This window comes from Mycobacterium sp. IS-1556 (genome assembly GCF_001499985.1).
GTDB lineage: Bacteria > Actinomycetota > Actinomycetes > Mycobacteriales > Mycobacteriaceae > Mycobacterium.
The window spans coordinates 1-24,963 of sequence record NZ_LQIM01000034.1 but is presented as its reverse complement, the minus strand read 5'-3'; the positions used below and the strand labels follow the sequence as shown (position 1 = coordinate 24,963).

General features: G+C 67.9%; 26 protein-coding genes. 10 read left to right on the top strand and 16 right to left on the bottom strand.

Translation table 11 applies throughout. The features are described 5' to 3' along the window. Positions 1-94: 94 nt before the first annotated feature. Positions 95-766, top strand: coding sequence for a DsbA family protein (locus AU187_RS16560; protein WP_059101181.1), 672 nt, complete (start codon positions 95-97; stop codon positions 764-766). 98 nt (positions 767-864) lie between these two features. Here AU187_RS16560 and AU187_RS16555 read toward each other — a convergent pair whose 3' ends face one another. From AU187_RS16555 to AU187_RS16545, 3 genes are all read right to left on the bottom strand, one after another. Continuing rightward, positions 865-1,359 (bottom strand): DUF3592 domain-containing protein, encoded by a 495-nt coding sequence (locus AU187_RS16555; RefSeq protein ID WP_059101180.1) that lies wholly within the window; start codon positions 1,357-1,359, stop codon positions 865-867. A gap of 107 nt (positions 1,360-1,466) precedes the next feature. After that, the gene (gene menD, locus AU187_RS16550) at positions 1,467-3,125 is read right to left on the bottom strand and encodes a 2-succinyl-5-enolpyruvyl-6-hydroxy-3-cyclohexene-1-carboxylic-acid synthase (RefSeq protein WP_059101482.1); all 1,659 of its coding nucleotides are present in this window, start codon (positions 3,123-3,125) and stop codon (positions 1,467-1,469) included. A 2-nt stretch (positions 3,126-3,127) separates the two neighbouring features. Continuing rightward, a complete protein-coding gene (locus tag AU187_RS16545; RefSeq protein WP_059101179.1) occupies positions 3,128-3,910 on the bottom strand; it encodes an alpha/beta fold hydrolase in 783 nt (260 codons plus the stop codon). A 150-nt stretch (positions 3,911-4,060) separates the two neighbouring features. Here AU187_RS16545 and AU187_RS16540 point away from each other — a divergent pair, with 150 nt between their 5' ends. Then, positions 4,061-5,239, top strand: a complete 1,179-nt coding sequence (locus AU187_RS16540; RefSeq protein WP_059101178.1) for an FAD-binding domain — start codon at positions 4,061-4,063, stop codon at positions 5,237-5,239. Beyond that, entirely contained in the window at positions 5,236-5,748 is a 513-nt protein-coding gene (locus tag AU187_RS16535; RefSeq protein ID WP_059101177.1) for a MarR family winged helix-turn-helix transcriptional regulator, read from the top strand. The genes AU187_RS16540 and AU187_RS16535 overlap by 4 nt, the downstream gene beginning before the upstream one ends. On the opposite strand, the gene AU187_RS16530 is transcribed toward AU187_RS16535, so the two are convergent. Genes AU187_RS16530 through AU187_RS16520 form a run of 3 tightly spaced genes read right to left on the bottom strand, consistent with a single transcriptional unit; the run spans position 5,732 to position 8,028 of the window. Continuing rightward, on the bottom strand, positions 5,732-6,232 hold the full coding sequence (locus AU187_RS16530; protein ID WP_059101176.1) for a nitroreductase family deazaflavin-dependent oxidoreductase: 501 nt from the start codon (positions 6,230-6,232) through the stop codon (positions 5,732-5,734). The genes AU187_RS16535 and AU187_RS16530 overlap by 17 nt on opposite strands. 56 nt (positions 6,233-6,288) lie before the next feature. Beyond that, complete coding sequence (locus tag AU187_RS16525) at positions 6,289-7,023, bottom strand: DJ-1/PfpI family protein (protein ID WP_059101175.1); 735 nt, start codon at positions 7,021-7,023, stop codon at positions 6,289-6,291. Positions 7,024-7,032: 9 nt separating this feature from the next. After that, positions 7,033-8,028 carry a GlxA family transcriptional regulator gene (locus AU187_RS16520; RefSeq protein WP_059101174.1) on the bottom strand — a complete coding sequence of 332 codons (996 nt, stop codon included), beginning with the start codon at positions 8,026-8,028 and terminating at the stop codon, positions 7,033-7,035. 126 nt (positions 8,029-8,154) lie between these two features. Between AU187_RS16520 and AU187_RS16515 the strand changes: the two genes are divergently transcribed. From AU187_RS16515 to AU187_RS16500, 4 genes are all read left to right on the top strand, one after another. Continuing rightward, on the top strand, positions 8,155-8,787 hold the full coding sequence (locus AU187_RS16515) for a TetR/AcrR family transcriptional regulator (RefSeq protein ID WP_059101173.1): 633 nt from the start codon (positions 8,155-8,157) through the stop codon (positions 8,785-8,787). Positions 8,788-8,848: 61 nt separating this feature from the next. Further along, entirely contained in the window at positions 8,849-9,982 is a 1,134-nt protein-coding gene (locus tag AU187_RS16510; protein ID WP_082691833.1) for an oxygenase MpaB family protein, read from the top strand. Between the two features lie 26 nt (positions 9,983-10,008). Continuing rightward, positions 10,009-10,404 (top strand): hypothetical protein, encoded by a 396-nt coding sequence (locus AU187_RS16505; RefSeq protein WP_059166936.1) that lies wholly within the window; start codon positions 10,009-10,011, stop codon positions 10,402-10,404. Further along, positions 10,401-12,428 (top strand): NADPH-dependent 2,4-dienoyl-CoA reductase, encoded by a 2,028-nt coding sequence (locus AU187_RS16500; RefSeq protein ID WP_059166935.1) that lies wholly within the window; start codon positions 10,401-10,403, stop codon positions 12,426-12,428. The genes AU187_RS16505 and AU187_RS16500 overlap by 4 nt, the downstream gene beginning before the upstream one ends. Before the next feature lie 5 nt (positions 12,429-12,433). On the opposite strand, the gene AU187_RS16495 is transcribed toward AU187_RS16500, so the two are convergent. Genes AU187_RS16495 through AU187_RS16485 form a run of 3 tightly spaced genes read right to left on the bottom strand, consistent with a single transcriptional unit; the run spans position 12,434 to position 14,989 of the window. Continuing rightward, complete coding sequence (locus tag AU187_RS16495; protein WP_059166934.1) at positions 12,434-13,021, bottom strand: TetR/AcrR family transcriptional regulator; 588 nt, start codon at positions 13,019-13,021, stop codon at positions 12,434-12,436. A gap of 9 nt (positions 13,022-13,030) precedes the next feature. Then, positions 13,031-13,981, bottom strand: a complete 951-nt coding sequence (locus AU187_RS16490) for an oxygenase MpaB family protein (protein WP_059101169.1) — start codon at positions 13,979-13,981, stop codon at positions 13,031-13,033. A gap of 42 nt (positions 13,982-14,023) precedes the next feature. After that, positions 14,024-14,989, bottom strand: a complete 966-nt coding sequence (locus tag AU187_RS16485; RefSeq protein WP_059166933.1) for an o-succinylbenzoate synthase — start codon at positions 14,987-14,989, stop codon at positions 14,024-14,026. A 79-nt stretch (positions 14,990-15,068) separates the two neighbouring features. Between AU187_RS16485 and AU187_RS16480 the strand changes: the two genes are divergently transcribed. After that, positions 15,069-15,536 (top strand): TspO/MBR family protein, encoded by a 468-nt coding sequence (locus AU187_RS16480; protein WP_059167121.1) that lies wholly within the window; start codon positions 15,069-15,071, stop codon positions 15,534-15,536. Positions 15,537-15,591: 55 nt separating this feature from the next. On the opposite strand, the gene AU187_RS16475 is transcribed toward AU187_RS16480, so the two are convergent. Continuing rightward, the gene (locus tag AU187_RS16475; protein WP_059166932.1) at positions 15,592-16,164 is read right to left on the bottom strand and encodes a TetR family transcriptional regulator; all 573 of its coding nucleotides are present in this window, start codon (positions 16,162-16,164) and stop codon (positions 15,592-15,594) included. 100 nt (positions 16,165-16,264) lie between these two features. Here AU187_RS16475 and AU187_RS16470 point away from each other — a divergent pair, with 100 nt between their 5' ends. Then, positions 16,265-17,212: an SDR family oxidoreductase gene (locus tag AU187_RS16470; RefSeq protein ID WP_059166931.1), complete on the top strand. Its 948-nt coding sequence runs from the start codon at positions 16,265-16,267 to the stop codon at positions 17,210-17,212. A gap of 56 nt (positions 17,213-17,268) precedes the next feature. Here AU187_RS16470 and AU187_RS16465 read toward each other — a convergent pair whose 3' ends face one another. From AU187_RS16465 to AU187_RS16450, 4 genes are read right to left on the bottom strand one after another with little or no spacing between them, the layout of a single operon-like run. Beyond that, on the bottom strand, positions 17,269-18,834 hold the full coding sequence (locus AU187_RS16465; RefSeq protein ID WP_059166930.1) for a long-chain-fatty-acid--CoA ligase: 1,566 nt from the start codon (positions 18,832-18,834) through the stop codon (positions 17,269-17,271). A gap of 29 nt (positions 18,835-18,863) precedes the next feature. After that, the gene (locus AU187_RS16460) at positions 18,864-20,168 is read right to left on the bottom strand and encodes a YhgE/Pip domain-containing protein (RefSeq protein ID WP_082691832.1); all 1,305 of its coding nucleotides are present in this window, start codon (positions 20,166-20,168) and stop codon (positions 18,864-18,866) included. Further along, positions 20,165-21,724, bottom strand: a complete 1,560-nt coding sequence (locus tag AU187_RS16455) for an MFS transporter (protein WP_286131990.1) — start codon at positions 21,722-21,724, stop codon at positions 20,165-20,167. The genes AU187_RS16460 and AU187_RS16455 overlap by 4 nt, the downstream gene beginning before the upstream one ends. Beyond that, a complete protein-coding gene (locus AU187_RS16450) occupies positions 21,721-23,325 on the bottom strand; it encodes an amidohydrolase (protein ID WP_059166929.1) in 1,605 nt (534 codons plus the stop codon). The genes AU187_RS16455 and AU187_RS16450 overlap by 4 nt, the downstream gene beginning before the upstream one ends. Before the next feature lie 138 nt (positions 23,326-23,463). Here AU187_RS16450 and AU187_RS16445 point away from each other — a divergent pair, with 138 nt between their 5' ends. Further along, the gene (locus tag AU187_RS16445; RefSeq protein ID WP_059101163.1) at positions 23,464-23,928 is read left to right on the top strand and encodes a YciI family protein; all 465 of its coding nucleotides are present in this window, start codon (positions 23,464-23,466) and stop codon (positions 23,926-23,928) included. A gap of 80 nt (positions 23,929-24,008) precedes the next feature. Here AU187_RS16445 and AU187_RS16440 read toward each other — a convergent pair whose 3' ends face one another. Both AU187_RS16440 and AU187_RS25700 read right to left on the bottom strand, forming a co-directional pair. Then, the gene (locus tag AU187_RS16440; RefSeq protein WP_059166928.1) at positions 24,009-24,476 is read right to left on the bottom strand and encodes a hypothetical protein; all 468 of its coding nucleotides are present in this window, start codon (positions 24,474-24,476) and stop codon (positions 24,009-24,011) included. Positions 24,477-24,563: 87 nt separating this feature from the next. Continuing rightward, the coding region (locus AU187_RS25700) for a hypothetical protein (RefSeq protein WP_216636055.1) at positions 24,564-24,963 on the bottom strand (400 nt) is incomplete at its 5' end.

Here is a 24,963-nt window from a genome sequence, read left to right as displayed (position 1 = left end):
GTCAGGAAGATGGCACGCGAAAAACTCGTGCGCTCAACGGGTGCTGCGTAGCGTTGCCGTCGAGTATCGTGCGCACCAGGAAGGGGCGGTTGACATGCGGATATCCCGAATCGCGGCGGTTTTGGCGCTGTCGGCGCTACTCGCCGCGGTGGGTTGCACCAGACAGGTCGCGGGCACCGCGCAGCGCCATCCCGACCAACCCCCGCTGACGGTCAGCGAAGACGGGTACGGCGTGGTCGCCGGGTTCGCGGACGCCCCGGTGCGGATCGAGATCTTCACCGAACCCCAGTGCACCCATTGCGCCGACCTGCAAGCCGATTTCGGCGATCAGCTCGCCTACTACATCGGTGTCGGCCAGCTCGAGGTCACCTACCGGCCGCTGATCTTCCTCGACCAAGAGACCGACGGTCATTCGGCGCGGGTGAGCAATGCGCTGTTTCTCGCCACCGAAAGCGGCGCGACGGGCACGCAGTTCCAACGCTTCGTCGAAGAGCTGTGGGCCAACCAGGATCCCGGTGGGCGTGGCCCCAGTGACGACGAGATGGCCGACATGGCCCGGTCAGCGGGTATGCCCGACGAGGTGGTCCAGCGGGTCGCCGGTGGGGGCTCGGCGGTGAACATCGTCGAGATGGACGAGAGCAACTTCGGATATTTGTTCGAGGTCGACCCGCTCGCGACCGGCACACCGACGGTCTACGACCCCGCCGCCGACGAGAAAATCGACATCTACGACAACGACTGGCTCGACAAGCTCATCCAGTCCTGAATTTCCCGGCCGGCTGGGCCCACACCGAAGGTAGGGGAACGCAAAGTGACCCTTTTCGCGGCGGTCTTGCGGCACTTTGCGCCTTTTCGCGAATTAGTTCACGGGCGGCGCGCGGAGATTCGGCGCTCGACGAAAGTCACGCCGGCCAGCGCGACGCCGGCGATCAACCAGCCGACCACCGCGATCGAACTCGCCGGGATGATCGCCAACGCGGCGTTGCGATGCTGCACGCGAACGAGATCCGGGTTGTTGACGTCGTATTCGACGTAGATGTTCATTCCGGTCTCGAGTTCCGACGGATAGAGCACACCCAACTCCGGGCGGTACGTCACACGGTCGGGAGTGACGAACTCGATCGTCGACCGGCGCGGTCCGGCGCTGAGCACCGTCGCCTCGGCCACTCCGAGATGGCGTTCGATCTGCCGGTCGTTTCGCCACGCGCCCAGCACCATCAGCACCGACTGCAGTGTCACCAGACACCCGAGGATGACGATCCCGATGCGGATGCGACGGAACACCCGCTGCCGCCGCGTCTCGGTCGGGTCGGCCGTCAGCCGGGGAAGGACGCGGCGCGCCCACCGGATCGGTTTCATCAGGCGGCCGATGGCTACCGTCCCGCTCACGGAAGCAGTCTCGTTCGCTCCGCTCACGGAAGCAGTCTCGTTCGCTCCGCTCACGGAAGCAGTCTCGTTCGCTCCGCTCACAGGGCTGCCTTGATCGACGCGTGCAGCGCCCGCAGCGACGACCGGTCGGCCTTCACCTCCAGCACCCGCATGCCGTCGTAGGGTTCGCCGAGCGCGGCGGCCAGGTCGTCCACCTCGAGCTGGCGGCTCTCGACGTGATACGCCCGGCACAACGCGCCGACGTCGACGTCGTGTGGGGTTCCGAAGACCCGCGACGATACGTCGGAAAACCGCGGATCGCCCTGCTCGAGCAGTTCGAAGATCCCGCCGCCGTTGTCGTTGGACACCACGATGGTCAGGTTGCGCGGCGTCGGCTCGGTCGGCCCGATCAACAGACCCGAGCTGTCGTGCACGAACGTCAAATCCCCGAGCAGCGCGATCGTGCGCCTCGGCCCGCTGCCCTCACCCGCCCGCTCGTGCGCGAGGGCCGCCCCGATCGCCGTCGACACCGTGCCGTCGATACCCGCGACGCCGCGGTTCGAGCGCACCTTGACGTCGTGGGTGTCCAAGCCGACCAGCGCGGCGTCGCGCACCGGGTTCGACGCCCCCAACACCAGCTGGTCGCCCGGCCGGACGGCATCGGCCACCGCCGCGGCCACGTGCAGGCCGGTCTTGAGCGGATGCGCCTCCAGTTGCGTACGGACCGCCGCCATCGCGTGCCGGTGCACCTCGGCACAGCGGTCCAACCAGGCCGGATCCGGCGCGCCCGCGGTGACGGCGCGGGTGCCGGTGGCTTGCGAGTTCCCCGACACGTCGGGCCACCGGGGGCCGGTCGTGAGCGCAAATACCGGCACCGACGGATCGGCCAGCAGCGCCGACACCGGTCGGTGCAGCGTCGGGCGGCCGAGCATGATGACCTGCTTCGGACGCACCAGCCGCAGCGCGAAGGGGTGCAGCGGGTTGTCGGCGGGCGGCGCCGTGGGTTCGGCGACGGTCGGCAGCGCCGCCAGGTTCGGATGCTCACCCGCGCCGTGTCCGGCGATCACGACGGTGTCTGGGGTCAGGTCGATGTCGAGCGGCTGGTCGAACGTCACCGGCGGGGTGTACGTCCACGGCTTGCCGCCCGGCCGGCCCTCCGGCACATAGCCGCCCGGCTCCCTCGCCTCGCTGGCGTCGGGGACAAGCGGCTCCCGCAGCGGGATGTCGAACTGCACCGGACCGGCGTTGGCGGTGCGAGACCCCTTGGCGGCCACCAGTATTCGGCACACCGCCGAGCGCCATTGGGCGTTCAACTCGTCGAGTCGTTCAGGGGCTTCCTCCGCCAGGCCCAGGCTGATCGACGCCCGCACCTGCGTACCGAAGTAACCCAGCTGCTCGAAGGTCTGGTTCGCGCCGGTGCCCAGCAACTCGTACGGCCGGTTGGCGCTGAGCACGACCAGTGGCACCCGCGCGTAGTTCGCCTCGACCACCGCCGGCCCCAGGTTCGCGACCGCGGTGCCCGACGTCATCGCGATGCAGACGGGCGCGCGTTCGGCGACCGCCAACCCGATGGCCAGGAAACCCGCGGTGCGCTCGTCGATTCGCACGTGCAGCCGGATTCGCCCGACGCGGTCGGCGTCCTGCAGCGCGAACGCGAGGGGCGCGTTGCGCGAGCCGGGGCACAGCACGACGTCGCGTACGCCGCCGCGAATCAGTTCGTCGACGACCACGCGGGCCTGCGCGGTCGAGGGGTTCACCACTACAGCCTATCGGCGAGGAAATCCAGCGCCGCTTTGTTGACCGCGTCGGGTCGTTCGAGAAAGCCGAGGTGGCCGGTGTCCGCAATCTCCAGGAAACGGCCGTTGGGGATGGCGTCGGCGACCTCGCGGCTCAGGTGCGGCGGCAGCACCAGGTCGTCGGAGAAACCGATGACGAGCGTCGGCGCCGTAATACTTCGGTAAGACGGCAGATGATTGCCCTGGGGGCTGATCCCGAGCTGTGTGCGCCCGCCGGGCGTCGACTTGGCCGGCCACATGATGAACATGTCGATCCAGTCGCGGACCTTGGCGTCGTCGTTGAGCGTGGCCGGCGAAAAGCTTTCCAGCAAGCGGATTTTCGCGTCGTACTTCGGCGGCAGCGTCAAACCGGACTCAACGAGTTCCCGCTCGGCGGTGCGGAAGAACTCGCGGGTGCGGTCCTCGCGGCCGCGGGTGGCCATCAGCACCGCCCGGTCGACGAGTTCGGGGCGCGCCACCATGAGCTCCTGGGCGATGAACGAGCCCATCGACACGGACACGATGCGCACCGGCGCCGCGTCGAGCTTCTCGATCAGCGCCGCCGTGTCGGCCACCATCGTCTCCGTGGTGAAGCCGGAGGCGTTCTCGGTGGCGCCCACCCCGCGGTTGTCGAACGTGATGCAGCGATAGCCGGCGCGCAGGAACTCGGGCACCTGGTGCAAGTGCCAGGTGCGGCCTGCGCCGCCGTGGCCGGCGATGAACAGGACTGGTGGACCGCTGCCGCGGTCGTCGTAGGCCAAATTCACCTCGACGACGGTACTGCACGGCTGAGCATCCCAGCGCGCCCACGGTGGTGATACTTGCCTGCTGCACATTGTGCATTTCGCACGACCTTCTTAAGCTGGAAGCCCGTCGCCGCAGCTTCGGCGCGCGGTGACGGCGCAAAGGAGGTTGTCGTGAAAGTCGCGATCAGCGGCGCAGGGGTCGCAGGCCCGGCCTTCGCCCACTGGATGCTTCGCGCCGGGCACGAGGTGACCTTGATCGAGAAGGCGCCGAGTTTTCGCACCGGCGGCTATGTGATCGATTTCTGGGGTCTCGGCTATCGCATCGCGCAAAAGATGGGCATCGAGGAGGACGTCCTCGATGCCGGCTACCAGGTTGACGAGCTTCGGTCCGTCCGGGCGGATGGGCGCGTCGCGGCGAGCTTCGACGTCGATCCGATCCGGCGGGCGACCGTCGGCCGGTACACCAGCCTGCCCCGTGGCGACCTGGCAGCAGCGATCTACCGCAGCGTCGAGGACCACATCGAGACGCTCTTCTCCGAGAGCATCTGCGACATCGACGATCGCAGCACCGGTGTGATGGTGGAACTCGAGCGCGAAGGCACGCGTGCGTTCGACATGGTCATCGGTGCCGACGGATTGCACTCCAACGTCCGGAACCTGGTGTTCGGGCCGGAGTCGGCCTATGTGCGCTATCTCGGCTGCCAAGTGGCCGCCTGCGTGCTCGACGGCTATCGGCCGCGCGATGAGCTCGTATACGTGACGCACAACATGCCGGGCCGCCAGATCGGGAGGTTCGCCCTCGACGGAGATCGCACATTGGTGCTGTTCATCTTCCGGTCCTCGGATCCCCAGGTTGCGCCCGACACGGAGTCGAGCAAGAAGCTGCTGCGAGCGGAGTTCGCCGGCGGTGGCTGGGAATGCTCTCAGATTCTCGACGCCCTCGACGGTGTCGACGACATATATTTCGACGTCGTCAGCCAAATCCGGATGGACCGGTGGTCGGCGGGGCGCGTCGCCCTGATCGGTGACGCCGCAGCGTGCGTGTCGCTGCTGGCCGGTGAAGGTACCGGCCTAGCGATGGTGGAGGCGTATGTGCTGGCCGGCGAGCTGGCGAGGAGCCCGGAGGACATCGGCAGGGGGTTCGCCGAATACGAGGCGCGGCTGCGTCACTTCATCGGCCAGAAGCAAGCCGGAGCAACGAAATTCATCTCGTTCTTCGTCGCCCGAACCGGTCTCGGCGTGTGGCTGCGCAACATGGCACTGCGGGCGATGAACTTTCGGCCCCTCGGAGATCTCGTCGTGCAGCGCTCAATTCGCGACGACATCGAGCTGCCCGAGTACGAGCTATGAGCACGACCCCCGGAGCACCCGCTGATCCGAGCCGGCAGTCCGACGACTTCCTGACCGAACTCGAGCGAGCGACCCGCGGACTGCTCGACGTGAATGTGTTGGCGCTCGACCACATAGAGAAACGCATCGGTCTCGCGCCGCTGCGCGCGCTGCAGGCGTTGGACCGGCTCGGTCCGAGTCGGGTCACCGAGTTGGGCGACGAACTCGGCATGCTGCCGTCCACCGCGAGCCGGCTCAGCGACCGACTCGCCGACGCTGGCTACATCACTCGTCGGGTCGCACCGACCAACCGGCGCGCGACGCTGTTGGAGTTGACCGACGGCGGCCGCGCCGTGCTCGACGAGCTCATCGCCCTTCGTGTGCAGGCGTTCGGCGAGGTGACCCGTCATGTCAGCGAGACCGATTGCGCCGCATTGATTCAAGGCGCACGCGCCTTCACTGCCGCGCACCGCAAACTCTCCGAACGGGCACGGACCGAGGCCCCTGATCGCCTCAGGCGAGCTCGGTGAACGCGACGACCGGGATCCGTCGCGGGCCCGCCATCTTCTCGTAGTCGGCGTAGTTCGGGACGAACCGCTTGGCCAGTTCGAACAGCCGGTCGCGTTCCGCGCCGGTGATCTCCTCACCGACGAAGGTGCCGGAGTAGCCGCGGGCCGACAACGTCACGCGCGGATGCGCCTTGACGTTGTGAAACCAGGCGGGATGGCGGTCGCCGCCGTAGTTGGAGGCGATGACGATCACCCGGCCGCCGTCGGTGAAGTAGGTCAGCGGGGTGCTGCGCTTCTTGCCGGTCTTCGCGCCGGTGTGCGTGAGCAAGACCTCTGGCATCACCAGCGACATCGACACATGGCCGTTGGTCGCCTTGATGAGCGCGCGGTCGATGCGCCAGCCATAACGCCGCAGAAATCGACGCGCCCCGCCCGTGCCCATGAGCTTGGCGCCCGCGCGGAACAACGGCGACGGCTGGGTCGGCTCGACCTCGGGAATCCCCACGCCCGCGACGGTAGCGCAGCTGGGATTTCGGCGCGCCACCGATCGCTGCGCTGCTGTCAGCGCGCCGAAACCGCCTTGCCGGAGCGGTCGCGGATGCGCTTGATCGCGGCGTCCCACACCAGCTGCGACGCGGCCTTGAGCTGGGCGGGCTTGATCAGATCGCGGCTCATCAGGGCGGCCGCGGCGGCCTTCGTGGCCGCCGATGCCTTGGACATGTGTCCCGAGTCGAACGGCGGCTGCGGGTCATACTCCATGGACAGCTGGATGGTCTTGGCCTTGGCCTCGCCGCCGATTTGGCCGGCCAGCCACAATCCCAGGTCGAGCCCGGCGGAAACGCCCGCCGCCGTCACGATGTGGTCGCTTTCATGGACGATGCGCTGATCGCCGACGGGCGTGGCGCCGAAGGTTTTCAGGAACGGCAGCGCCGCCCAATGGGACGTGGCCCGTTTTCCCTCGAGCAGGCCGGCTGCCGCGAGGATCAACGCCCCGGAGCACACCGATGCGGTCCACGTCGCGCTCTGGTGGGCTTGCCGTACCCACGCCAGCAGCTTCTCGTCGCGGGCGTGCTCGATGGTGCTGAACCCGCCGGGGATCAGGATGATGTCGGGCGACGGCGTCTCGTCGAACGTGTGCGTCGCACCGATCAGCAGCACACCGGAGTCGGCGGCGATGGGGCCGGGTTCGTGCCACAGGAACCGCACCTCGGTGTCGGGTAGAAAACGCAGCGACTCGTAGGGGCCGATGAAGTCCAGCGCGGTGAAGCCGGGATACAGGACGATGGCAATCTGCATGGTGTCTCCTCAGGCGAACGTTTTGCGGTATTGGTCGGGCGAGATGCCCAGTCGGCGAACGAAATTGCGGCGCAAGGTCTCTGCGCTGCCGAAGCCGCACCTGGCGGCGATGACGGTAACGGTGTCGTCGGTCTCCTCGAGTTGGCGGCGTGCGGCCTCCGTGCGAATCCGTTCGACGTAGGCGCCGGGGGCTTCGCCGACTTCGTCGGTGAAGACACGGGTGAAGTGGCGTGGGCTCATCGCGGCGCGGCGGGCCAGTTCCGGAATGCTGTGCGTCGCACCGGGTTTGTATTCGATGGCTTCCTGCACCGCCCGGATCGGCGCCCGCTTGGCGCGCGGCATCCACACGGGCGCGGCGAACTGGGTCTGGCCACCGGGCCTGCGCAGGTACATCACCAGCCAGCGCGCGACCGTCTGGGCGGCCTCAGTCCCGTGGTCGTCCTCGACGAGTGACAGCGTCAGGTCGATCCCCGCTGTGACGCCGGCGGCCGACCACACGCGGTCGCTGCTGCGGACGAAGATCGGCTCGGGATCGACCGATACATCGGGAAATTCACGCGCCATTCGGTCGGTGAACGCCCAGTGCGTGGTCGCCACACACCCATCGAGCAGGCCGGCCTCCGCGGCGAGGAACGCACCCGTGCAGACGCTGACGACGCGACGCGCGTCCTTCGCGACGGTCTGGATCCAATCGATGACGTCGGGATCGCGGCGGGCCTCGTCGACGCCGTAGCCACCGGGCAGAATCACGGTGTCGACCGGGCGGCGGGGATCGGGTAGTGGTTCCGCGGCGAACGTCAGTCCCGTGCCGGTGCTGACCGATTCGCCGTTCCGGCTGACGACGCTGACGGCGTAGCCCTCGCGCCCCTGTCCCTGCAGGTACATGGATGCGCCGGTGAACACCTCGAACGGGCCGACCAGGTCGAGGGCCTGGACGCCCGGGTAGCCGAGGATGAGCACCGTTCGCACGGGTTCAGTGTCGACCAGCGACGGCGTGGCGTCCATGCCATGTATCCCACAGATTAGGCCATTGCCGTTAAAGACCAGCGAGAAGCTACACACGTGAAGAAAATTCCTACACGAACATAGGAAAAAGCTTCACATATGAATAATTCGTGGTAACTTCGCCCCGTGGCGATAGTCAGTCGGCCTAAAAGGCGCAGCCGCGCGGCCCATCTCGGCCCGGAGCGCCGTCGGCCGCAGGTGCTCGATGCGGCCTTGACCATCACCGTCGAACAAGGAGTGAGCCAGGTGACCATCGGCTCGATCGCCGAGCGTCTCAACGTCACGCGCCCGGTGGTCTATGCCTGCTTTTCCGATCGGGTGCAGATCATCACCGCGCTGTTGGAGCGTGAGACGGCCACGTTGCGCGATGCGCTGGTCGAGTCGTTGCACTCCGCCCGCGGCGACAATCCGGAAGAGGCGTTCGTCGCCGGCTATCAGGCGCTGCTGCGAGTCGTGGTGGCTCGTCCGCAGTCCTGGCGGTTCGTCTTCTTCGCCACCCCTGACCCGGCGGTGGCCAGCCGGTTCGTGCGCGTGCGGGCGCAACTCGGCGAGGCCACCGCGGCATGGCTGCGGCCGGTGCTGACCAAATGGTGGTCGATGACCGAGGCCGAAGCCAAGCTGCCAATCCTGGTCGAGTTGCTGATGTCGTCGTGCGAGGCGGCCGTGCGGTCGCTGCTCGAAGACGAAAACCAATGGACCGCCGACGATCTCGGCGCGCTGTACGGACGGATGATGAGCCACGCCTTCAGCGTGGCCTGAGCGCCGGAACCCATTCGGGGCGGCTGGGCTGCCGCCACTCACTCCATGAAGGGAAAAATGCATGGCGACAAGGACTTCGGAAAACCGCACGGGACGCGCGCTCACGCGTGCGCTGAGTCGGGCGCGAACCGTCACCACGAAGGGCGACCGCTCGAGCGTCACCCCGCACGGCGACTATGGATTCTTCGGTCCTGGCTCGGTGACCTGGAAGGTGTGGGGCTACCCGACGTCGTTGACGGTCGGGTTCCAGCGCGCGGTCGTCATCGAGGAACTCGACCCGAATCTGATCGCGGCGGTGGACACCACCCACGACATCTACAAGCGGCCCCGAACCCGCTACGACCGCACCCTGCACTACTTCGCCCTGGTGGCATTCGGCGGGTCCCACGAAACCACCACGGCCTCCGACGTTCTGGTCAAGATCCACTCCAAGGCGATCGGCACCGAACCCTACGGCGGCGGCCGCTACGACGCCAACGACCCCGACTCCCAGCTGTGGATCCACCTGACCGCATGGCATTCGATCCTCTACGCCTACGAGAAGTACGGTCCCGGTCCGCTGACGGCCGAAGAGGAAGCCCGGTACTGGCAGGACTGCGCCGTGGCGGCCCAGCTGCAGACCTGCTCACCCGACGACGTGCCCAGCACCCGCGACGGAGTCCGGGACTACTTCGACCAGATGCGGCCGCAGTTGGCGGCCAGTGACATCGCCGTGCAGGCGATGCGTCACCTCCTCGACGCCGAGGTGATGATGCCCAAGATGCCGCGGGCCGCCCGACCGGTCTCCTGGCTGGCCGCCAAGATCCTGCGGGCCGGCACCATCGCCACCATGCCTCGCTGGATGCGCCAAGCAAGCGGGTGCGACCAACCCCGCATCGTCGACGTCGCCGTCCGGCCGATCCTATGGACCGCGTTTCGGCTGATCTCCCTCAGCCCCCGCGCCGAGCTGGCGGTGCTCAAGATCCTCTCGCCGATGACCCATCCCGTCGTGGCTCCCGTCAAACTCGGCGTGCCACCGGTCAATCCGGAGATCGTGTCGCCCGCCGAGGCTCAGCGTCGCTACGGCGTCGAGCCACCAGCACGCGCTCATCGGGAGCTCCGCGCCCGCCAGGCAGCGCGAGTCTTCGGCCAGGGCATCGAGCCAAGCGACGAAGGACTCATCGAGTCCGAACCGATCCTGGGCTCCCTGAACTGAGCCGACACCGACAAGACGAGAACACCATGAAAATCGCTGCCATCCTTCGGGACCGCGTCACGATCGCCCTAGCAGCCGCCGCGATGGTCGGGGCGGGGTTCTTCGCCCTGTACTGGCCGACGTCCCTGAACGAGTACGACCCGTGGGGGGTTCGCATCCAATGCGGATCGGGTTTGGCCGCCGACTTCGATCAAGCAACGATTGCCGAGGACGTCGGCACCGCGAATTCGGTCGCCGCGAACTTGGTTGCCGCACCGCCCAATCCGAGTTACGTCGACCGGTGCCGCACAGCGCTCTGGCAGCGCCGCGCTTGGGCCGCTGCCCTGTTGTCGGTCGGCGTGGTCGTGGCGATCGCCCTCCTACTCGCGCGACATCGCCAGCAGTCGACACCCCCTTTCGCTGACGCCGAACGCAATCGATGACCAACCCGTATCCGCGGCTGCTCTCACCGCTGGACCTTGGCTTCACCACGCTGCGCAATCGCGTGGTGATGGGGTCGATGCACACCGGTCTGGAGGATCGAGCACGTGACGTCGACCGCCTCGCCGCCTACTTCGCCGAGCGGGCCCGCGGTGGCGTGGGCCTCATCATCACCGGCGGGTACGCACCGAACCGGACCGGGTGGTTGCTGCCGTTCGCCGCGGCGATGACGTCGTCGGCCGACGCCAGAAGGCACCGGCGCGTCACGTCGGCGGTCCACGCCGAGGACGGCAAGATCCTGCTGCAGATCCTTCACGCCGGCCGCTACGCCTACCACCCGCTGTCGGTGTCGGCGTCATCGATCAAGGCGCCGATCAACCCGTTCCGGCCCCGCGCGCTGCGCGACGTCGAGGGAACCATCGACGACTTCGTGCGCTGCGCGGTCCTGGCCCGCGAAGCCGGCTACGACGGCGTTGAGATCATGGGCAGCGAAGGCTATCTGCTCAACCAGTTCCTGGCGCCGCGCACCAACCGGCGCACCGACGCGTGGGGCGGGACGCCCGAAAAGCGGCGCCACATGCCGGTCGAGATTGTCCGCCGTACCCGCGCGGCGGTGGGCCGTGACTTCATCGTCTGCTACCGCATGTCGATGGCCGACTTCGTGCCGGACGGCCAGAGCTGGGACGAAATCGTGGCGCTGGCAACCGAAGTCGAGGCGGCGGGCGCGACGATCATCAACACCGGTATCGGATGGCACGAGGCGCGCGTGCCGACGATCGTCACCTCGGTTCCCAACGCGGCGTTCGTCGACTACAGCAACGCGGTCGCCGCCCATGTGTCGATTCCGGTCGTGGCATCCAACCGCATCAACATGCCGCAGTCGGCCGAACAGATCCTCGCCGACGGTCGCGTCCAATTGATCTCGATGGCCCGTCCCCTGCTCAGCGACCCCGAGTGGGTACGCAAGGCCGCCTCGGATGCCGCCGACGAGATCAATACGTGCATCGCGTGCAATCAGGCGTGTCTGGACCATGCGTTCGCCCACCGAACCGTGTCGTGTCTGCTCAATCCCCGCGCGGGTCGCGAGACCACGTTGGTGCTGCATCCGGTGCGCCGGCGTAGACGCGTGGCGGTCGTCGGCGCCGGACCCGCGGGACTGTCCGCGGCGGTCACCGCCGCCGGACGTGGACACACCGTCACCCTTTTCGAGGCCGACACTGCGATCGGCGGTCAATTCGACCTGGCGCGAAGGGTTCCCGGCAAGGAGGAGTTCGCCGAAACCATCCGCTACTACACGCGGATGCTCGACAAGCACGGTGTCGACGTGCGACTGGGTACCCGGGCCACGGCCGACGCCCTGACCGACTTCGACGTCGTCGCGCTCGCCACCGGCGTCGCGCCACGCATGCCGGACATCACGGGCATCGACCACCCAAAGGTGCTGTCCTATCCGGAGGTACTGCTCGGTGCGCCCGTCGGCGCCCGCGTGGCGGTGATCGGGGCGGGAGGCATCGGGTTCGACGTATGCGAATTTCTGGTCACCGACGAGTCGCCGACCCTCGACCTCGAGAAGTGGAGGGCCGAGTGGGGGCTGCTGGAGCCCGGTCGGGGGCCGCACGAGGCACGCGGGGCGCTGACCGACCCGATACCGCTAGCCCCCGCCCGCGAGGTGTACCTGTTGCAGCGAACGAACAGTCCGCAGGGCAGGCGTCTGGGCAGGACGACCGGCTGGGTGCACCGCGCGTCGCTGAAGGCCAAAGGCGTCCAGCAACTCTCCGGAGTCAACTACGAGCGCATCGACGACGAGGGACTGCATGTCAGCTTCGGCCGGAACCACTCCGGTGCCCGAGTGCTCCACGTGGACAACGTCGTGGTGTGCGCCGGCCAGGAAGCGGTTCGCGACCTCGTCGACGCCCTCGAAGCTCTCGGCACCACACCGCACGTTATCGGAGGTGCCGCAGTGGCCGCCGAACTGGACGCCAAGCGCGCCATCCGCGAGGGCACCGAACTCGCCGCCCGGCTCTGAGCCGCTCACCACACCAGCGGCGCCAGGTGCTTCTGAGCGTAGGCGCGCACGGCGTCGTCGTCGGTGACATCGAGTACCGGTGTGCGCACCTGCGCGAGCGAGCCCGCGAGGCGGATGTGCAGTTCGCTGACGGCCAGCAGGTCGTCGTCGGGCATCCTCGCACCGGCGGCACGCAGCGCCTTGGCCATGGCCGCCGACGCGCTCTCGAGGAATTCCTCGGCCTCGTCGAACATCCCCGACATCGCGGTCAGGTCGCCGTCGAGTTGCAGGAACCGGCGCATGATCGGCTCGCCGGTGAGCAGCCGCAGGCCTTCGCAGAACGCCGCGACGGCGGCTTCCTTGGCACCCGACTCGATGCCGACGGTCTGCAGCCGCGCCATCGCGAAATCGAATGTCTGCCTGCCGAGTTCGGTGATCAACGCGTCGCGGCTGGGGAACCGGCGGTAGAGCGTGCTGCGGCTGACGCCGGCCTGCCGCGCGATGACGTCCATGCTGGCCCGGCCCACACCGACCAGCGCGACCTCTTCGGCGGCGGCCTTGAGGATCGCCGCCCCCTGCTCGGTGCGGCTGGCGTTGTTGCGGAGGCGTCGCATCGTTGCAGACTAAACCGGGCAGCCGGGCGGCGGCGCGAACGAATCGAGGGCGACCGAGCGGTGCAGCCGGACCAGCTTCTCGTACTCCAACCGGTTGCGCGCCAATGGGATCAACAACAGCCTGTCGGGCAGCACCCGCCAAGCCAGCTGCAGCACCCGGGTGTAGAGCTCGAACTCGCGGTCGTGCCGTGCCGTCCATTGGAAGCCGGTGAGCTCGCGGATACCCGGATGAAGGATGCCGAACGAACACACCTTCACCACGCGGCCGGCGATCGGCCGCAGCAGCAGCCACGGCGGCGTCAACGCAAGTCGCAGCGGCGGCGGCAGCAGCAAGGTCGGCAGCGGAAGCCGCGTCAGGTTGTCGGTGACGCGGCGCAGGAACGGGTTTGAGGCGAGCTCCGTTTCCACCATGGCGTCGTAGTAGCGGACGGCGTCGGCGTACGTCGCGGGTAACTTCGCGTTCTTGCCGGGCAGCTCCAACGACCGGAACGCATCGAGCAGCTGCTGGTAGGCGGCGTCCTTCTCGGCGTCCGACAGCGTGATCCCGGTGCACGGCGTGAACGAGTTGAGCACCACGAACATCCCGCTCACCGCGATCCAATTCCACAGCTTCGGATCCAGCGCGCTGTAGCGCACACCGGAAAAGGCGCCGCTGCCACGTCCGCGTACGTCGCGATGCAGCTGTTTGAGCCGGTCCGATTCGGCGACCCGGTCGGCGGGGTCGCCCCATATCGCGAGAAACGCCGAAAAGCCGCTGCGGACACCGCGATCGGCGAAGTTGGCTTCGAAGCGCCCAGTTTTGTCGACCGCCGCGGCGACCGGCACCAGCGCCACCTCGTCGTAGGCCGCCGCCCCAAAGAACCCGCCGAGCGTGCTGCCGGAGTGCTTACGGAATTCGGCCATCACCTTGGGGCGGACCTCGCCACGCTGGATCGGCGATGCTTCGACGGTTTCGGACATGGCGCCTCCAGACTGGGTTGACACACAGAGTAGCGATTTGTGTCAACGTGTCAACGGATGGCAGGCACTCACCCGCTCGATCCACCACTGCCGGCGCTCGGGCGGGGCGGCCAACGCCTGCAGCCGTGCCGGATCCGGCAGCACCGGTGCGACCGGCAAGTAGCCGCCGTCCGGCCTGACCGGCTCGGCGACGTCCTCGACGAACAATCCGCCGGTCCCCAGTCCGCAGGCGTGTCGCAGCTCCGGCAGTGCGGCGGCGGCGAGCAACCCGCGGCCGATGCCGACCGCGGAGTCCAGCGCGCTGGACACCACGATCGGGATGTCGATCTGCGTCGCGATGTCGAGCAACCTGCGCACCCCGCCGAGCGGGGCGACTTTGAGCACCGCGACATCGGCCGCCTTGGCCCGCACGACGTACAGCGGGTCGTCGGCCTTGCGGATGCTCTCGTCGGCGGCGATCGGCACGTCGACCCTCCTACGCAATTCGGCGAGTTCGGCGACCGTCGCGCAGGGCTGTTCGAGATACTCCAGCGGGCCGTCGGCGGTCAGCGCGGCGGCCGCTTCCACGGCCTCGGCGACCTCCCACCGCGCGTTGGCGTCGACCCGAACCGTGGGAACCAGCGCGCGCACGGCGTTGACCCGCGCGACGTCGTCGGCCAACGACTGACCGGGTTCGGCGACCTTCACCTTCACGGTGCGCGCACCGGGGAAGCGAGCCAGCACCTCGGGCACGTCAGCGGCGTCGACAGCCGGGACGGTCGCGTTGATCGGGATGCGGCTTCGGTGCGCTGCGGGCGCTGGTTCGTAGGCTGCTTCGAGGGCCGCGGCCAACCAGTGCGCGGCTTCAGGCGGCTCGTATTCGAGGAACGCGCCGAACTCGCCCCAGCCTGCCGGTCCGTCGATCAGCGCCACCTCGCGAACGGTGATGCCGCGGAAGCGAACTCGCATCGGCAGCGCCACGACGTGCAGGCGGTCGAGGATGTCGTCGAGATCCGGCACGCCCACCATACTGCCGCGTCGAGGCCGATGTTTGAACCAAACCGGCCCCGGGCATGCTTAAGAAACTTAAATGAATGCGAGGAGCGACGTGCGAATTCGAACCCTGATCCCGTCCGGTCTGGCCGTCACGGCGACGGCGGTCATCGGTGGGCTGGCGAGCCGGTCCGCGCAATCCGCGTGGTACGCGAACCTGCGCAAGCCGCCGTATCAGCCTCCGCGCCAAGCGTTTCCGATTGTCTGGCCGGCGCTGTACGCCGACATCGCGGTGGTGTCGGCCTCGACGCTCGACGAGTTGGACCGCCGCGGGCAGTCCGACCAACGACGCCGCTACCTCGCGGCGCTGGTGACCAACCTGGTGCTCAACGGGAGCTGGTCCTGGCTGTTCTTCAACCAGCACCGCTTGGCAACGTCCGCGGTGGCGGCCGGTGCGCTGACGGTCAGCAGCGCCGACCTCACGCGTCGAGCGATGGCCGTACAGGGCGGGCGTGCCACCCCGCTTGCGCTGTACCCGCTGTGGTGCGCATTCGCCACCGCGCTCTCGACGCACATCTGGTGATTGAACCGGCGGTGATCGGTTCCCGGCCGGCACCGGGCGGCATCTGGCCCATCGATCAGCGGCGACCGCGGCGGCCGACGGCCTTCAGTTCGTCAAGGCACTCATCGATGACGGTTGACAGCTCCCGGTCCTCACCATCGGTGAGCCAGCGCTCGAAAGCGACCTTGAACACCGCGATTGCCGCTTCGGCGGTCAGGCTGGCGGCGGGTTCACCAACTCCGCGGCGGCGCAGGGCATCCGACGTCGCCGCGGCGAGTCGAGCCATCTTGATCAGCTCGCGCTCCTGCAACGACGGGTTCGCGGCGATGATCTGTCGGCGCGTGCGGTCGTGTTCGCGTCGCCCGCGAATGAGTTCGGCGAAGGCACGCAGGCCGTCTGCGACGGCGTCGATCGGCGGGACCGATTCGCCCGCTTCCGCCACCGCACGGGTGACCAACTCTTCGAGCACACCGTCGCCGCGGAACAACACCTCGCGCTTGTCGGCGAAATAGCGGAAGAACGTTCGCTCCGTCAGGCCGGCCCGCTGTGCTATCTCGGTGACCGTCGTCCGGTCGAAGCCGCGCTCGCCGTAGAGCTGCAGCGCGGCGTCCTCGAGGCGACCGCGCGCATTGGGCTCCCATCGGCTCATGGCAGAGATCCTAGGTGATGACAGTTCCTGTCATCAGTAGTACAGTGATATCAGTAACTGTCATCACGTGGTCGGTCGTCGAGCGCACGGAAGGAAACCCATGCCACGCAGAAGCTTCGACATCACCATTCCCGACCTGTCCGGCAGACGTGCCGTCGTCACCGGTGCGAGCGACGGCATGGGTCTGGGCATCGCCACTCGACTTGCCGCGGCGGGCGCGGAAGTCCTGATGCCGGTGCGCAATCCGCGCAAGGGTGAGGCCGCGCTGGCCACCATCCGGCAGCAGGTCCCCGATGCGGACGTGTCGCTGCGCGCACTGGACCTTTCGTCGCTGCGCTCCGTCGCCGCGCTCGGCAAGACCCTGCTGGACGAGGGCCAGCCCATTCACGTTCTCATCAACAACGCCGGTGTCATGACGCCGCCCGATCGGCAGACCACCACGGACGGCTTCGAGTTGCAGTTCGGCACCAACCACCTCGGCCACTTCGCCCTGGTCGCCCACCTGCTGCCGCTGCTACGTGCCGGGCGGGCCCGCGTGACCTCGCAGATCAGCGTTGCGGCGAACCGCAACGCGATCAACTGGAACGATCTGAACTGGGAGCGGTCCTACAACGGTATGCGCGCCTACAGCCAGTCGAAGATCGCGTTCGGTCTCTTCGGCCTGGAACTGGACCGGCGCAGCGAGGCCGGCGGCTGGGGCATCACCAGCAACCTGTCCCACCCTGGAGTCGCCCCGACAAACCTGCTCGCCGCCCGGCCCGAGGTCGGACGCGACACCGACACCCTGGGCGTGCGTGCGATCCGCGCGCTGTCCGCCCGCGGCATCCTCGTCGGGACGGTGCAGAGCGCGCAGCTTCCCGCCCTCTACGCCGCCACCTCCCCCGACGCCACCGGCCGCGGGTTCTACGGGCCCCGCGGACTCGGGCATCTAGGCGGCCCTCCCGGCGAGCAGAAGCTCTACAGCCGACTGCGCAGCACCGATGACGCCCAACGCATCTGGCGTATCTCCGAAGAACTCGTCGACTGCACCGTTAGACGCCGATTGTGAAACTGGCGACGCTTTGAGCCGCTACAGCGTCGCCGGATTCACAATCGGTCGTTGAATTACACCGTCGCGCGGTCGCGGCCGTCCCAGTACGGCTTGCGGAGCTCCTTCTTGAGGACCTTGCCGGTCGGATTGCGCGGCAGCTCGTCGGTGATGTCGACGGTCTTCGGGCACTTGTAGGCCGCGAGCCGCTCACGGCACCAGGCGATGATCTCCTCGGGGGTGGCCTCACCCTCAAGCGAGACAACGGCTTTGACCACCTCACCCCACTTCTCGTCGGGCACCCCGATGACCGCGACGTCGGCCACCGCCGGATGCTCGGCAACGACGCGTTCGACCTCGATCGAGTAGATGTTCTCCCCGCCGGAGATGATCATGTCCTTGAGCCGGTCCTCGACGAAGATGTAGCCGTCCTGGTCGATCCGGCCGATGTCGCCGGTGCGGAACCAACCGTCGCTGGTGATCGCCTCCGCCGTCGCATCGGGCTTGTTGTGGTAGCCCTTCATCAGTTGCGGTGTCCGGAACCACAATTCACCTTGCTCACCCGTGGCCACGTCTTCCATCGTTTCCGGGTCCACCACGCGCACCTCCGCGCCGGGTATCACCCGCCCCGCGCTGACCATCCGCTCTTCGATCCCCGAGCGGTGGTCGTCGGGCAGCAACTGGCTGATCACGCCGCACACCTCGGTCAGCCCGTACACCTGGATGAAATCGGTGTTGGGCCAGGCTTCCAACGCCGCCCGCAGCAGCGGCAGCGGCATCGGCGACGCGCCGTAGACGTAGGTCTTCAACGACCCGAACAGCTTCACCGCGTCCTCGCCCGATTCCAGCACCTTCGCCAGCACCGCGGGCACCAGGAAGGTGCGGTTCGCGCCCTTGATGATCGCGCCCGCCAGCGACATCCCGTCGACCTCGCGGGTCATCACCGTCGGCACGCCGTCGTGAATCCCGAACTGCACGTAAGAGGATCCGCCGACGTGGAACAGCGGCATCGACACCATGCTCTTGTCGCCCTCGTCGAAACCCCACCCGTTGTGGGCGTTGACCGTGTGCGCGATCAGGTTGGCGTGCGTCAGCTGCACACCCTTGGGACGTCCGGTCGTCCCCGACGAGTACATGACGATGACGACGTCGTCGGGCTGCACCTCATCGCCGCGACCGACTGGTTTCGCCGCGGCGAGCATCGCCTCGTACTCGTCACCGTCACCACCTTCGGGCGTGACCTCGACGATCTGCTCTACGTTCGCCAACTTGTCGCGGATCTTCTCGATCGACGGCTTGAACTCGGTCCCGACGATCAGCAGCTTGGCGCCGGAGTCGTTGATCACGTAGTCGAGTTCGTCGGCGGCCAGCCGGAAGTTGATGATCGCGTTGGCCGCTCCGAACGAGGCGGCCGCGAGCGTCAGCTCAACACACGCCGGATGGTTCTTGTCGAGGAACGCCACCACGTCGCCGCGGCCGACGCCCCGCTCCTTCAGCGCACCGGCGAGCCGGCGCACCCGATCGTTCCACTCGGCCCATGTCCACGTGCGGTCGAGGAAGGTCATCGCCTCGGCATCGGGTTTGGTTTCGGCCCAGTGTGCGAGCCGTTCGTCGAGGAGGCGCGGGACAGGCAGGTCAGACATGTATCGAGCCTGCCATGACAAGGCCCGGGTCAGTCGGGATTGGCCGAGATCGGGGCCTGCGCATCGGCCGGGGCGTGTTCGCGGTGCAGGCCACGACGGTCGTAGAAGCGGGTGACGACGGCGCCGACGACAAGGCCGATCACCAGCCCGATCGTCGACATGACAAGGGCGTGGGTGAGACCGGCGTCCGCGCGTCCGTCGAAGTACAGCAGGGCACGGGCGCCGAGGAACACCTGGTGCATGGGCTCGAACCGCGCGAGCCAACCGAAGAACGAGGGGGCCGCCTCGAGAGGGATGGTCGCGCCGTTCGACGGCAGGCCGAGCATCACGAAGATAAACAGGTTCACCAGTAGGCCCATCGAGCCAAGCGCGGCGATCAGAGAGGTCGCGGTGATTCCCACCGCGGTGATTGTGAAGGCGCCGTACGCCCACAACGTCCACACGTTGGGCACCGGCATGCCCAGCGCGGCGCCGATCGCGATGTAGATCGCGGAGGTGAGCACGGCGAGGATGACCATGAACAACCACTTCACCAGCAGCGTGCGGAACCGGGAGATCTTGACCTGCTCCGCGAGCCGGTACACCGGGCCCAGCTCGGCGGGCACGAAGCCGAGCATCGAATCGACCAGCGAGCTGACGATGATGCTGCCGGTGAATCCGGCAAGTAGCAGCAGGAGCGCGTAGTAGAAGGCGGACAGCCCGTTGCCGGTGCCGTTGGGCAGCGGGTCGGCGTCGCTGACCTGAACGTCGATCGGGTTTGCCAGTAGCAGCGACGCCGCTGCGGGCAGCGGCCCGGCGGCCTCGCGCGTCACCCGTGCAGACAGCTGTTCGCCCACCCTGGCGTTGATTTCACGGACGGCCTTGCCCAACGCCTCCCCCGCGATGCTCGCGCCGAGTGTGGAGGCGCGGGGGTTGAGCGAGATCGTGACGACCGGCCTGCTCAGCTGCCCGGGCCGCAGCGCGCCCTGTGCGAACTGCTCGAGCTTGGCCGAGAAGTCCTGCGGTATCTGGACCGCCCCGTAGATTTCCGCGGTGCCCAACTGCCGCTCGGCCTCGTCGGCCGTGAGCACGCGCACGTCGAACTGTTCGGGGTCGAGCCCGGAGGTGAGGCCGTCGACGATCTGCTTTCCGGCGGGTCCGGCATCGGCGTTGACGACCGCGACCGGGAAGTGCCGCAGATTCGTCGTCGGGTTGAGGATGCCGGCGAGGTAGAGCGCGGCCAGCGCCGAGAACACCGTCAGCGCAACGACGATCGGCGAGAGCCAGAATCGCGGGGTGCGCAGCGTGGCGTAGGGATTGGGCGCGACGTGGCGTGGGGTGCGGACATGTGTCATCGGAGCTCCTCCTCGGTTGTGCGACTCGGTCGAAGCAGCACCAGGGCCAGCACGATGGCGGCGATCGGCACCGCGGACATCATGAGGCTGAGGGTGTGGATGGCGTCGAGCATGCTCGCGGACGCACCCTCGACGACTTCCCGAGCACGTTGTGGGTCAACGATATTGGCGCCGCCGGTCGACGCGACGGAGGTGCCGTGCGCCACGCGCAGCGCCTCGCGCGCCTCATCGACGGTGAGGCCGGACCCGGCGAGCCTGCGCATGGCGTCGTGCGCGAACAGCGTGGTGCCGATCAGCGAGAACAACGCCGGCCCCAACGAGTATCCGGCTTGCCCGACCGCTGATTTCACCGCCGACACCGAGCCCCCGAGGTCGGGCGGCGCGGCCGACATCATGATCGTCGACTGCGGGGTCTGCACCACCGCGCCACCGATCGCGTTCAGCGCCACCGCGATGAAGAACACGATCAGCGATGTCTGCTCGTCGACGACGGTCAGCAGCAGAAGCGCCGCCAGAAGCAGCAGCAGGCCGCTCACGAGAACCGCACGGTCGCCGTACTTTTCGGCGGCTCGCCCTGAACCGGTCGCCGCCAGTGCCTGCAGCACCGTCGCCGGCACCAGGAGCATACCCAGCAACGCCGGAGACTCGCCACGCACGGTGACCAGATAGAAGGCGAACAGGATCGTCGACCCGCCGGTCAAGAAGTTGAACGTCGTTCCCGCAATGACCGCGGCGTTGAACCGGCCGGAGCGGAATATCCGCAAGTCCAGCGCCGGGTCGGGGGTCCGGTTCTCCCGCATCACGAACGCCGCGCCGGCGACGACACCCACGAGGATGGAAGCGAGCGCATCGCTGTGCAGCCCGCCCTGCAATCGCGAGATGCCGTACACCAGTGCGAGCAGCGAGGTGGCGACCAGGACCAGGCCGGCGACATCGAGTCGGCGTGGCGCGCGGGGCGTTTCGGGCACGAAACGCAGATGAATGCCCAGCGCGACGAGCGCCGCGACCGGCGCTACCAGAAACCCTGTGCGCCAACCGATATGCTCGGCCAGCAGGCTGCCCACCGCAGGCATCGGCGTCGTCAGCGCGAAGCCCGCGCCGAGGTACAACGCGATCGCCGCCGCGCGGCGCTCCGGCGGAAAGACCGCGTTGATGATGGCCAGCGACAAGCCCAGCAGGAACGCGAACGCCACGCCGCTGCCGGCTCGGGCGGCGATCAGCACCGCGCTGTTCGGCGCCGCGGCGGCGAGCACACCGAACACAATCGTGCCGAGCAACCCGAGGGTGAACATCCGGCGCATGCCGTAGAGGTCGCCGAGCGCACCCGCACCCAACACCGCGGCGGCCAACGTGAGGGTGGCCAGGCTGGCCACGAAGCTCGCCGTACTCGGCGACAGGTGCAGGCCCGCCCGGACCTCGGAGATGTTGGCGGACAGGATCGTCGGGTCGGCGGCGGTGATGCTGTAGCCCAGGCCCATCGCCGAGACCGTCATCGTCGCCGCTAGCCCCGTCACCACGGGCAGGTCGCCGTCGGTGTCGGCGGCCGGCCGGGTCATTCGCCGTGAACCTGCTTGCCCGCCAGGAAGGTCGCCCGCACCTCGAGGTCGGCGATCTGCTCCGGCGGCACCGCGCGCGGATCGGCCGACAGCACCACCATGTCGGCGTACTTGCCGACCTCCAGCGAGCCGATCACGTCGTCGGAGAACAGTTGATAGGCGGCGTCGAGCGTCTGCGCGCGGATGGCCTGTTCGACGGAGATCCGCTGCTCGGGACCGATCACCCGGCCGCTGGGCGCGGTGCGGGTGGCCGCGACGCTGATGTTGCGCAGCGGCTCTTCCGGGGTGACCGGCGGATCGTTGTGCAGCGAGATGCGCATCCCGGTCGCGACCGCGGATCCGCAAGGCATCCAACGGGTTCCGTGCTCGGCGCCGAACAGGCCGTCGACGATGATGTCGCCCCAGTAGTGGATCTGGTCGACGAAGATGGAGCACGTCACGCCGAGGTCGTGAGCGCGCTGAAGCTGCTCGTCGCGGATCGCGCCGACGTGCTCGAGCCGCAGTCGGTGATCGTCGCGCGGCCAGCGCCGCAGCGCGTCCTCGTACACGTCGAGGATGGTGTCGACCCCGGCGTCGCCCTGCACGTGGCAGGCCATCGGCCAGCCCTTCGGGAAGTAGGCGTGCACGATCTCGGTCAGCTGCTCGCGGGTGTAATTGGCGTGCCCGCACGAGCCCGGCGCGACACCGATCGTGCGGACGGCGTCGGTGTCGAGATACGGGAACGACAGGTCGATGTTGCCGATCCACGGTGACCCGTCGACCCAGATCTTGATCCCGGTCTGCCGGAACAGATCGTCGCCGTTGCCCGGCGACATGTCGGTGGCCATCTGGGCGTTGGAGATCTCGTAGACCCGTAGTCGCACCGTCAGGTCGCCGCGCAGCTGCTCGATCACCGGCCGGAACACCGGATCGAACGCCATCTCCGAACACGTCGTCAACCCGGCCTGGTTGAGCCGGCGCAGTTCGGCGTGCAGCATCTCCGGGTAGTCGCTGGGGTTGATGACGCCGGCCAGCAGGCCGAACACGGCGCCGGTCTCTTCCGCGGTGCCGTCGAGATCGCCGTTGGCGTCGCGGCCGTAGCGCGCGCCCTTCGGGTCGGGGGTGTCGCGGTTGAGCCCGAGCTTGCGCGCGGCGGCGCTGTTGAAGTACGCCTTGTGTCCGGAGTTGTGCACGATCACCAGCGGCGTCTCGGGCGCCTGCTCGTCGAGCCAGGCCAGCGTCGGCTCCGGCAGGCCCGGCTGCAGCAGCGGATCCCAGCCGTTGAGAAACGCACCGTCGCTCCCCCGGGCGGCGACCTCGCGCCGGATCGCGTCGACGACCGCCGACGCGTCGCGCAGCGTGACCGGCCGGATGTCGACCATCCGCTCGGAGAGCACGATGGCCTCCATCAGCGGATGCCCGTGCGCCTCCACCAGCCCGGGCATCACGCAGCCATCTCCGATGTCCAGCGTGCGAGTGTCGGGGCCGATCCATGTGTCGATATCGCCGCGGTCCCCGACCGCCACGATGCGGCCGTCGGCCACGGCGAGCGCCTCGGCGGTCGGCTGTCGGTCGTCGACGGTGAGCACGGTTCCACGAATGACCAGGTCAGCGCTCGCCATTGGGTCATCCTCTCAGTCGGGGTAAAAATTCTTCGGAAAAATCTGGGCGCCGTGTCGATTGCACAGGGGTGCCGTTCGACGTAGTTGCGAGGGCACGATGAACGAGCCCGTCACCCACCGAAGAAGGAGACGAGAACGATGGCGCGTTACATGCTGATCATGCGGTCCACCCCCGAGGCCGAAGCCGCGATGGCCGAGATGGAGATCGACTTCGACCAGATCATCGAGGAGATGGGTCGCTTCAACGAGGAGCTCATCAAGGCCGGCGTGATGTTGGCTGGCGAGGGTCTGACGGGACCCGAGGAGGGGTTCGTCGTCGATTTCAACTCCGACCCGCCGGTCGTCACCGACGGGCCCTACACCGAGGCCAAGGAGCTGTTCAACGGGTTCTGGATCCTCGACGTGTCGTCGAAGGAAGAGGCCAAGCAGTGGGCGCAGAAGATTCCGCTGGGCAAGGGTGTCAAGGTCGAGGTGCGGCGAGTCTCGGAGACGAGCGAATTCCCGCAGGACAACCCGTGGATCAAAAAGGAGATCCGATGGAAGGCCGAGCTCGCCGAGAAGATCGCGGCGCAGGCCCGCGCGGAGGCCGACCGGCTCAGCTGAGCGTTCGCGCCTAAATGGTGCGGACGTCAGGTGTTCCGACAGAGCGGCGCTGCCTTCGAGGCAGCGCTGCTTTGTCATGCCTACGCGACCTTCTCCAAGGTGAAGCCGCTTTGGTAGGTGGCCCCGGCCGGATCTCCACACTCCGCGGCGGCCTGGGTGTTCACGGCGGTGCCGCTCAACGTTGCCGCGTCGATTGAAAAGGCAACTGTGCCAGGGACAGTCACATGGTCACCGGGCGGCTTGCACCGAACCGCCTGGGCGTACTGGACGGTCATGTCCCAGCGCCCGTTGTTCAGCATTGCGCGTCCGCCATACGGCGTGACCCTCGGGTCGGTGACGGGTGTGACGGCTACGTCGGCGCACCCCGGACCACACGGCGTGATCACCCATGTGTTGACCTTGCCGGTATCGGATCGATAGTGGTAGGTACCGCTCAGCGCGGCCGCTGAACCCTGCGGAGGCCCGCCGGCCCAGGCAGCGCCGGCCGATCCGATCGCCACGCCGGCAGCGACGATGAACACTGCAGACAGCTCGCGCGTGATGGTCATGCCGTTCCTCTCTTTGACGAAAAGCTCAGGCAGCCTTCTCCAGTGAGCTCCAGATGACGCTGCCGCGGGGTGCGTTGGGGGGTCGAATCAGACGTGTCCGGGCATCCCTCCCATGCCGCCGACGTGGCCCATGCCGCCCATACCGCCGATGTGGCCCATTCCGCCCATACCGCCGATACCACCCATGCCGCCGATACCACCGATATGGCCCATTCCGCCCATGCCGTCGTTGATCCCGCCGAGACCGCCCATACCGGTCGGTGCCATCGCGGGCGGTGCGATCGGCGGCGGTGCGATCGGCGCGATCGGCGCGATCGGCGCGATTGGATCCATCGGTGGCGGTGCGATCGGATCCATCGGGGGCGGCGCGATCGGCGCCAATGGCGGCGGTGCGATCGGCGGCGCCGGCGGTGGCGCCAGTGGCGGCGGTGCGACCGGCGGTGCCGGTGGTGGCGGCGGCGGAGGAGGAGGCGGTGGTGCAAGCGGC

Excerpts from the sequence above, each read along its gene's own strand:
- AU187_RS16560 (WP_059101181.1), top strand. The coding sequence starts at position 95 with ATGCGGATATCCCGAATCGCGGCGGTTTTGGCGCTGTCGGCGCTACTC.
- AU187_RS16555 (WP_059101180.1), bottom strand. The coding sequence starts at position 1,359 with ATGAAACCGATCCGGTGGGCGCGCCGCGTCCTTCCCCGGCTGACGGCC.
- AU187_RS16535 (WP_059101177.1), top strand. The coding sequence starts at position 5,236 with ATGAGCACGACCCCCGGAGCACCCGCTGATCCGAGCCGGCAGTCCGAC.
- AU187_RS16525 (WP_059101175.1), bottom strand. The coding sequence starts at position 7,023 with ATGCAGATTGCCATCGTCCTGTATCCCGGCTTCACCGCGCTGGACTTC.
- AU187_RS16520 (WP_059101174.1), bottom strand. The coding sequence starts at position 8,028 with ATGGACGCCACGCCGTCGCTGGTCGACACTGAACCCGTGCGAACGGTG.
- AU187_RS16510 (WP_082691833.1), top strand. The coding sequence starts at position 8,849 with ATGGCGACAAGGACTTCGGAAAACCGCACGGGACGCGCGCTCACGCGT.
- AU187_RS16505 (WP_059166936.1), top strand. The coding sequence starts at position 10,009 with ATGAAAATCGCTGCCATCCTTCGGGACCGCGTCACGATCGCCCTAGCA.
- AU187_RS16500 (WP_059166935.1), top strand. The coding sequence starts at position 10,401 with ATGACCAACCCGTATCCGCGGCTGCTCTCACCGCTGGACCTTGGCTTC.
- AU187_RS16495 (WP_059166934.1), bottom strand. The coding sequence starts at position 13,021 with ATGCGACGCCTCCGCAACAACGCCAGCCGCACCGAGCAGGGGGCGGCG.
- AU187_RS16490 (WP_059101169.1), bottom strand. The coding sequence starts at position 13,981 with ATGTCCGAAACCGTCGAAGCATCGCCGATCCAGCGTGGCGAGGTCCGC.
- AU187_RS16485 (WP_059166933.1), bottom strand. The coding sequence starts at position 14,989 with ATGGTGGGCGTGCCGGATCTCGACGACATCCTCGACCGCCTGCACGTC.
- AU187_RS16475 (WP_059166932.1), bottom strand. The coding sequence starts at position 16,164 with ATGAGCCGATGGGAGCCCAATGCGCGCGGTCGCCTCGAGGACGCCGCG.
- AU187_RS16470 (WP_059166931.1), top strand. The coding sequence starts at position 16,265 with ATGCCACGCAGAAGCTTCGACATCACCATTCCCGACCTGTCCGGCAGA.
- AU187_RS16465 (WP_059166930.1), bottom strand. The coding sequence starts at position 18,834 with ATGTCTGACCTGCCTGTCCCGCGCCTCCTCGACGAACGGCTCGCACAC.
- AU187_RS16460 (WP_082691832.1), bottom strand. The coding sequence starts at position 20,168 with ATGACACATGTCCGCACCCCACGCCACGTCGCGCCCAATCCCTACGCC.
- AU187_RS16455 (WP_286131990.1), bottom strand. The coding sequence starts at position 21,724 with ATGACCCGGCCGGCCGCCGACACCGACGGCGACCTGCCCGTGGTGACG.
- AU187_RS16450 (WP_059166929.1), bottom strand. The coding sequence starts at position 23,325 with ATGGCGAGCGCTGACCTGGTCATTCGTGGAACCGTGCTCACCGTCGAC.
- AU187_RS16445 (WP_059101163.1), top strand. The coding sequence starts at position 23,464 with ATGGCGCGTTACATGCTGATCATGCGGTCCACCCCCGAGGCCGAAGCC.
- AU187_RS16440 (WP_059166928.1), bottom strand. The coding sequence starts at position 24,476 with ATGACCATCACGCGCGAGCTGTCTGCAGTGTTCATCGTCGCTGCCGGC.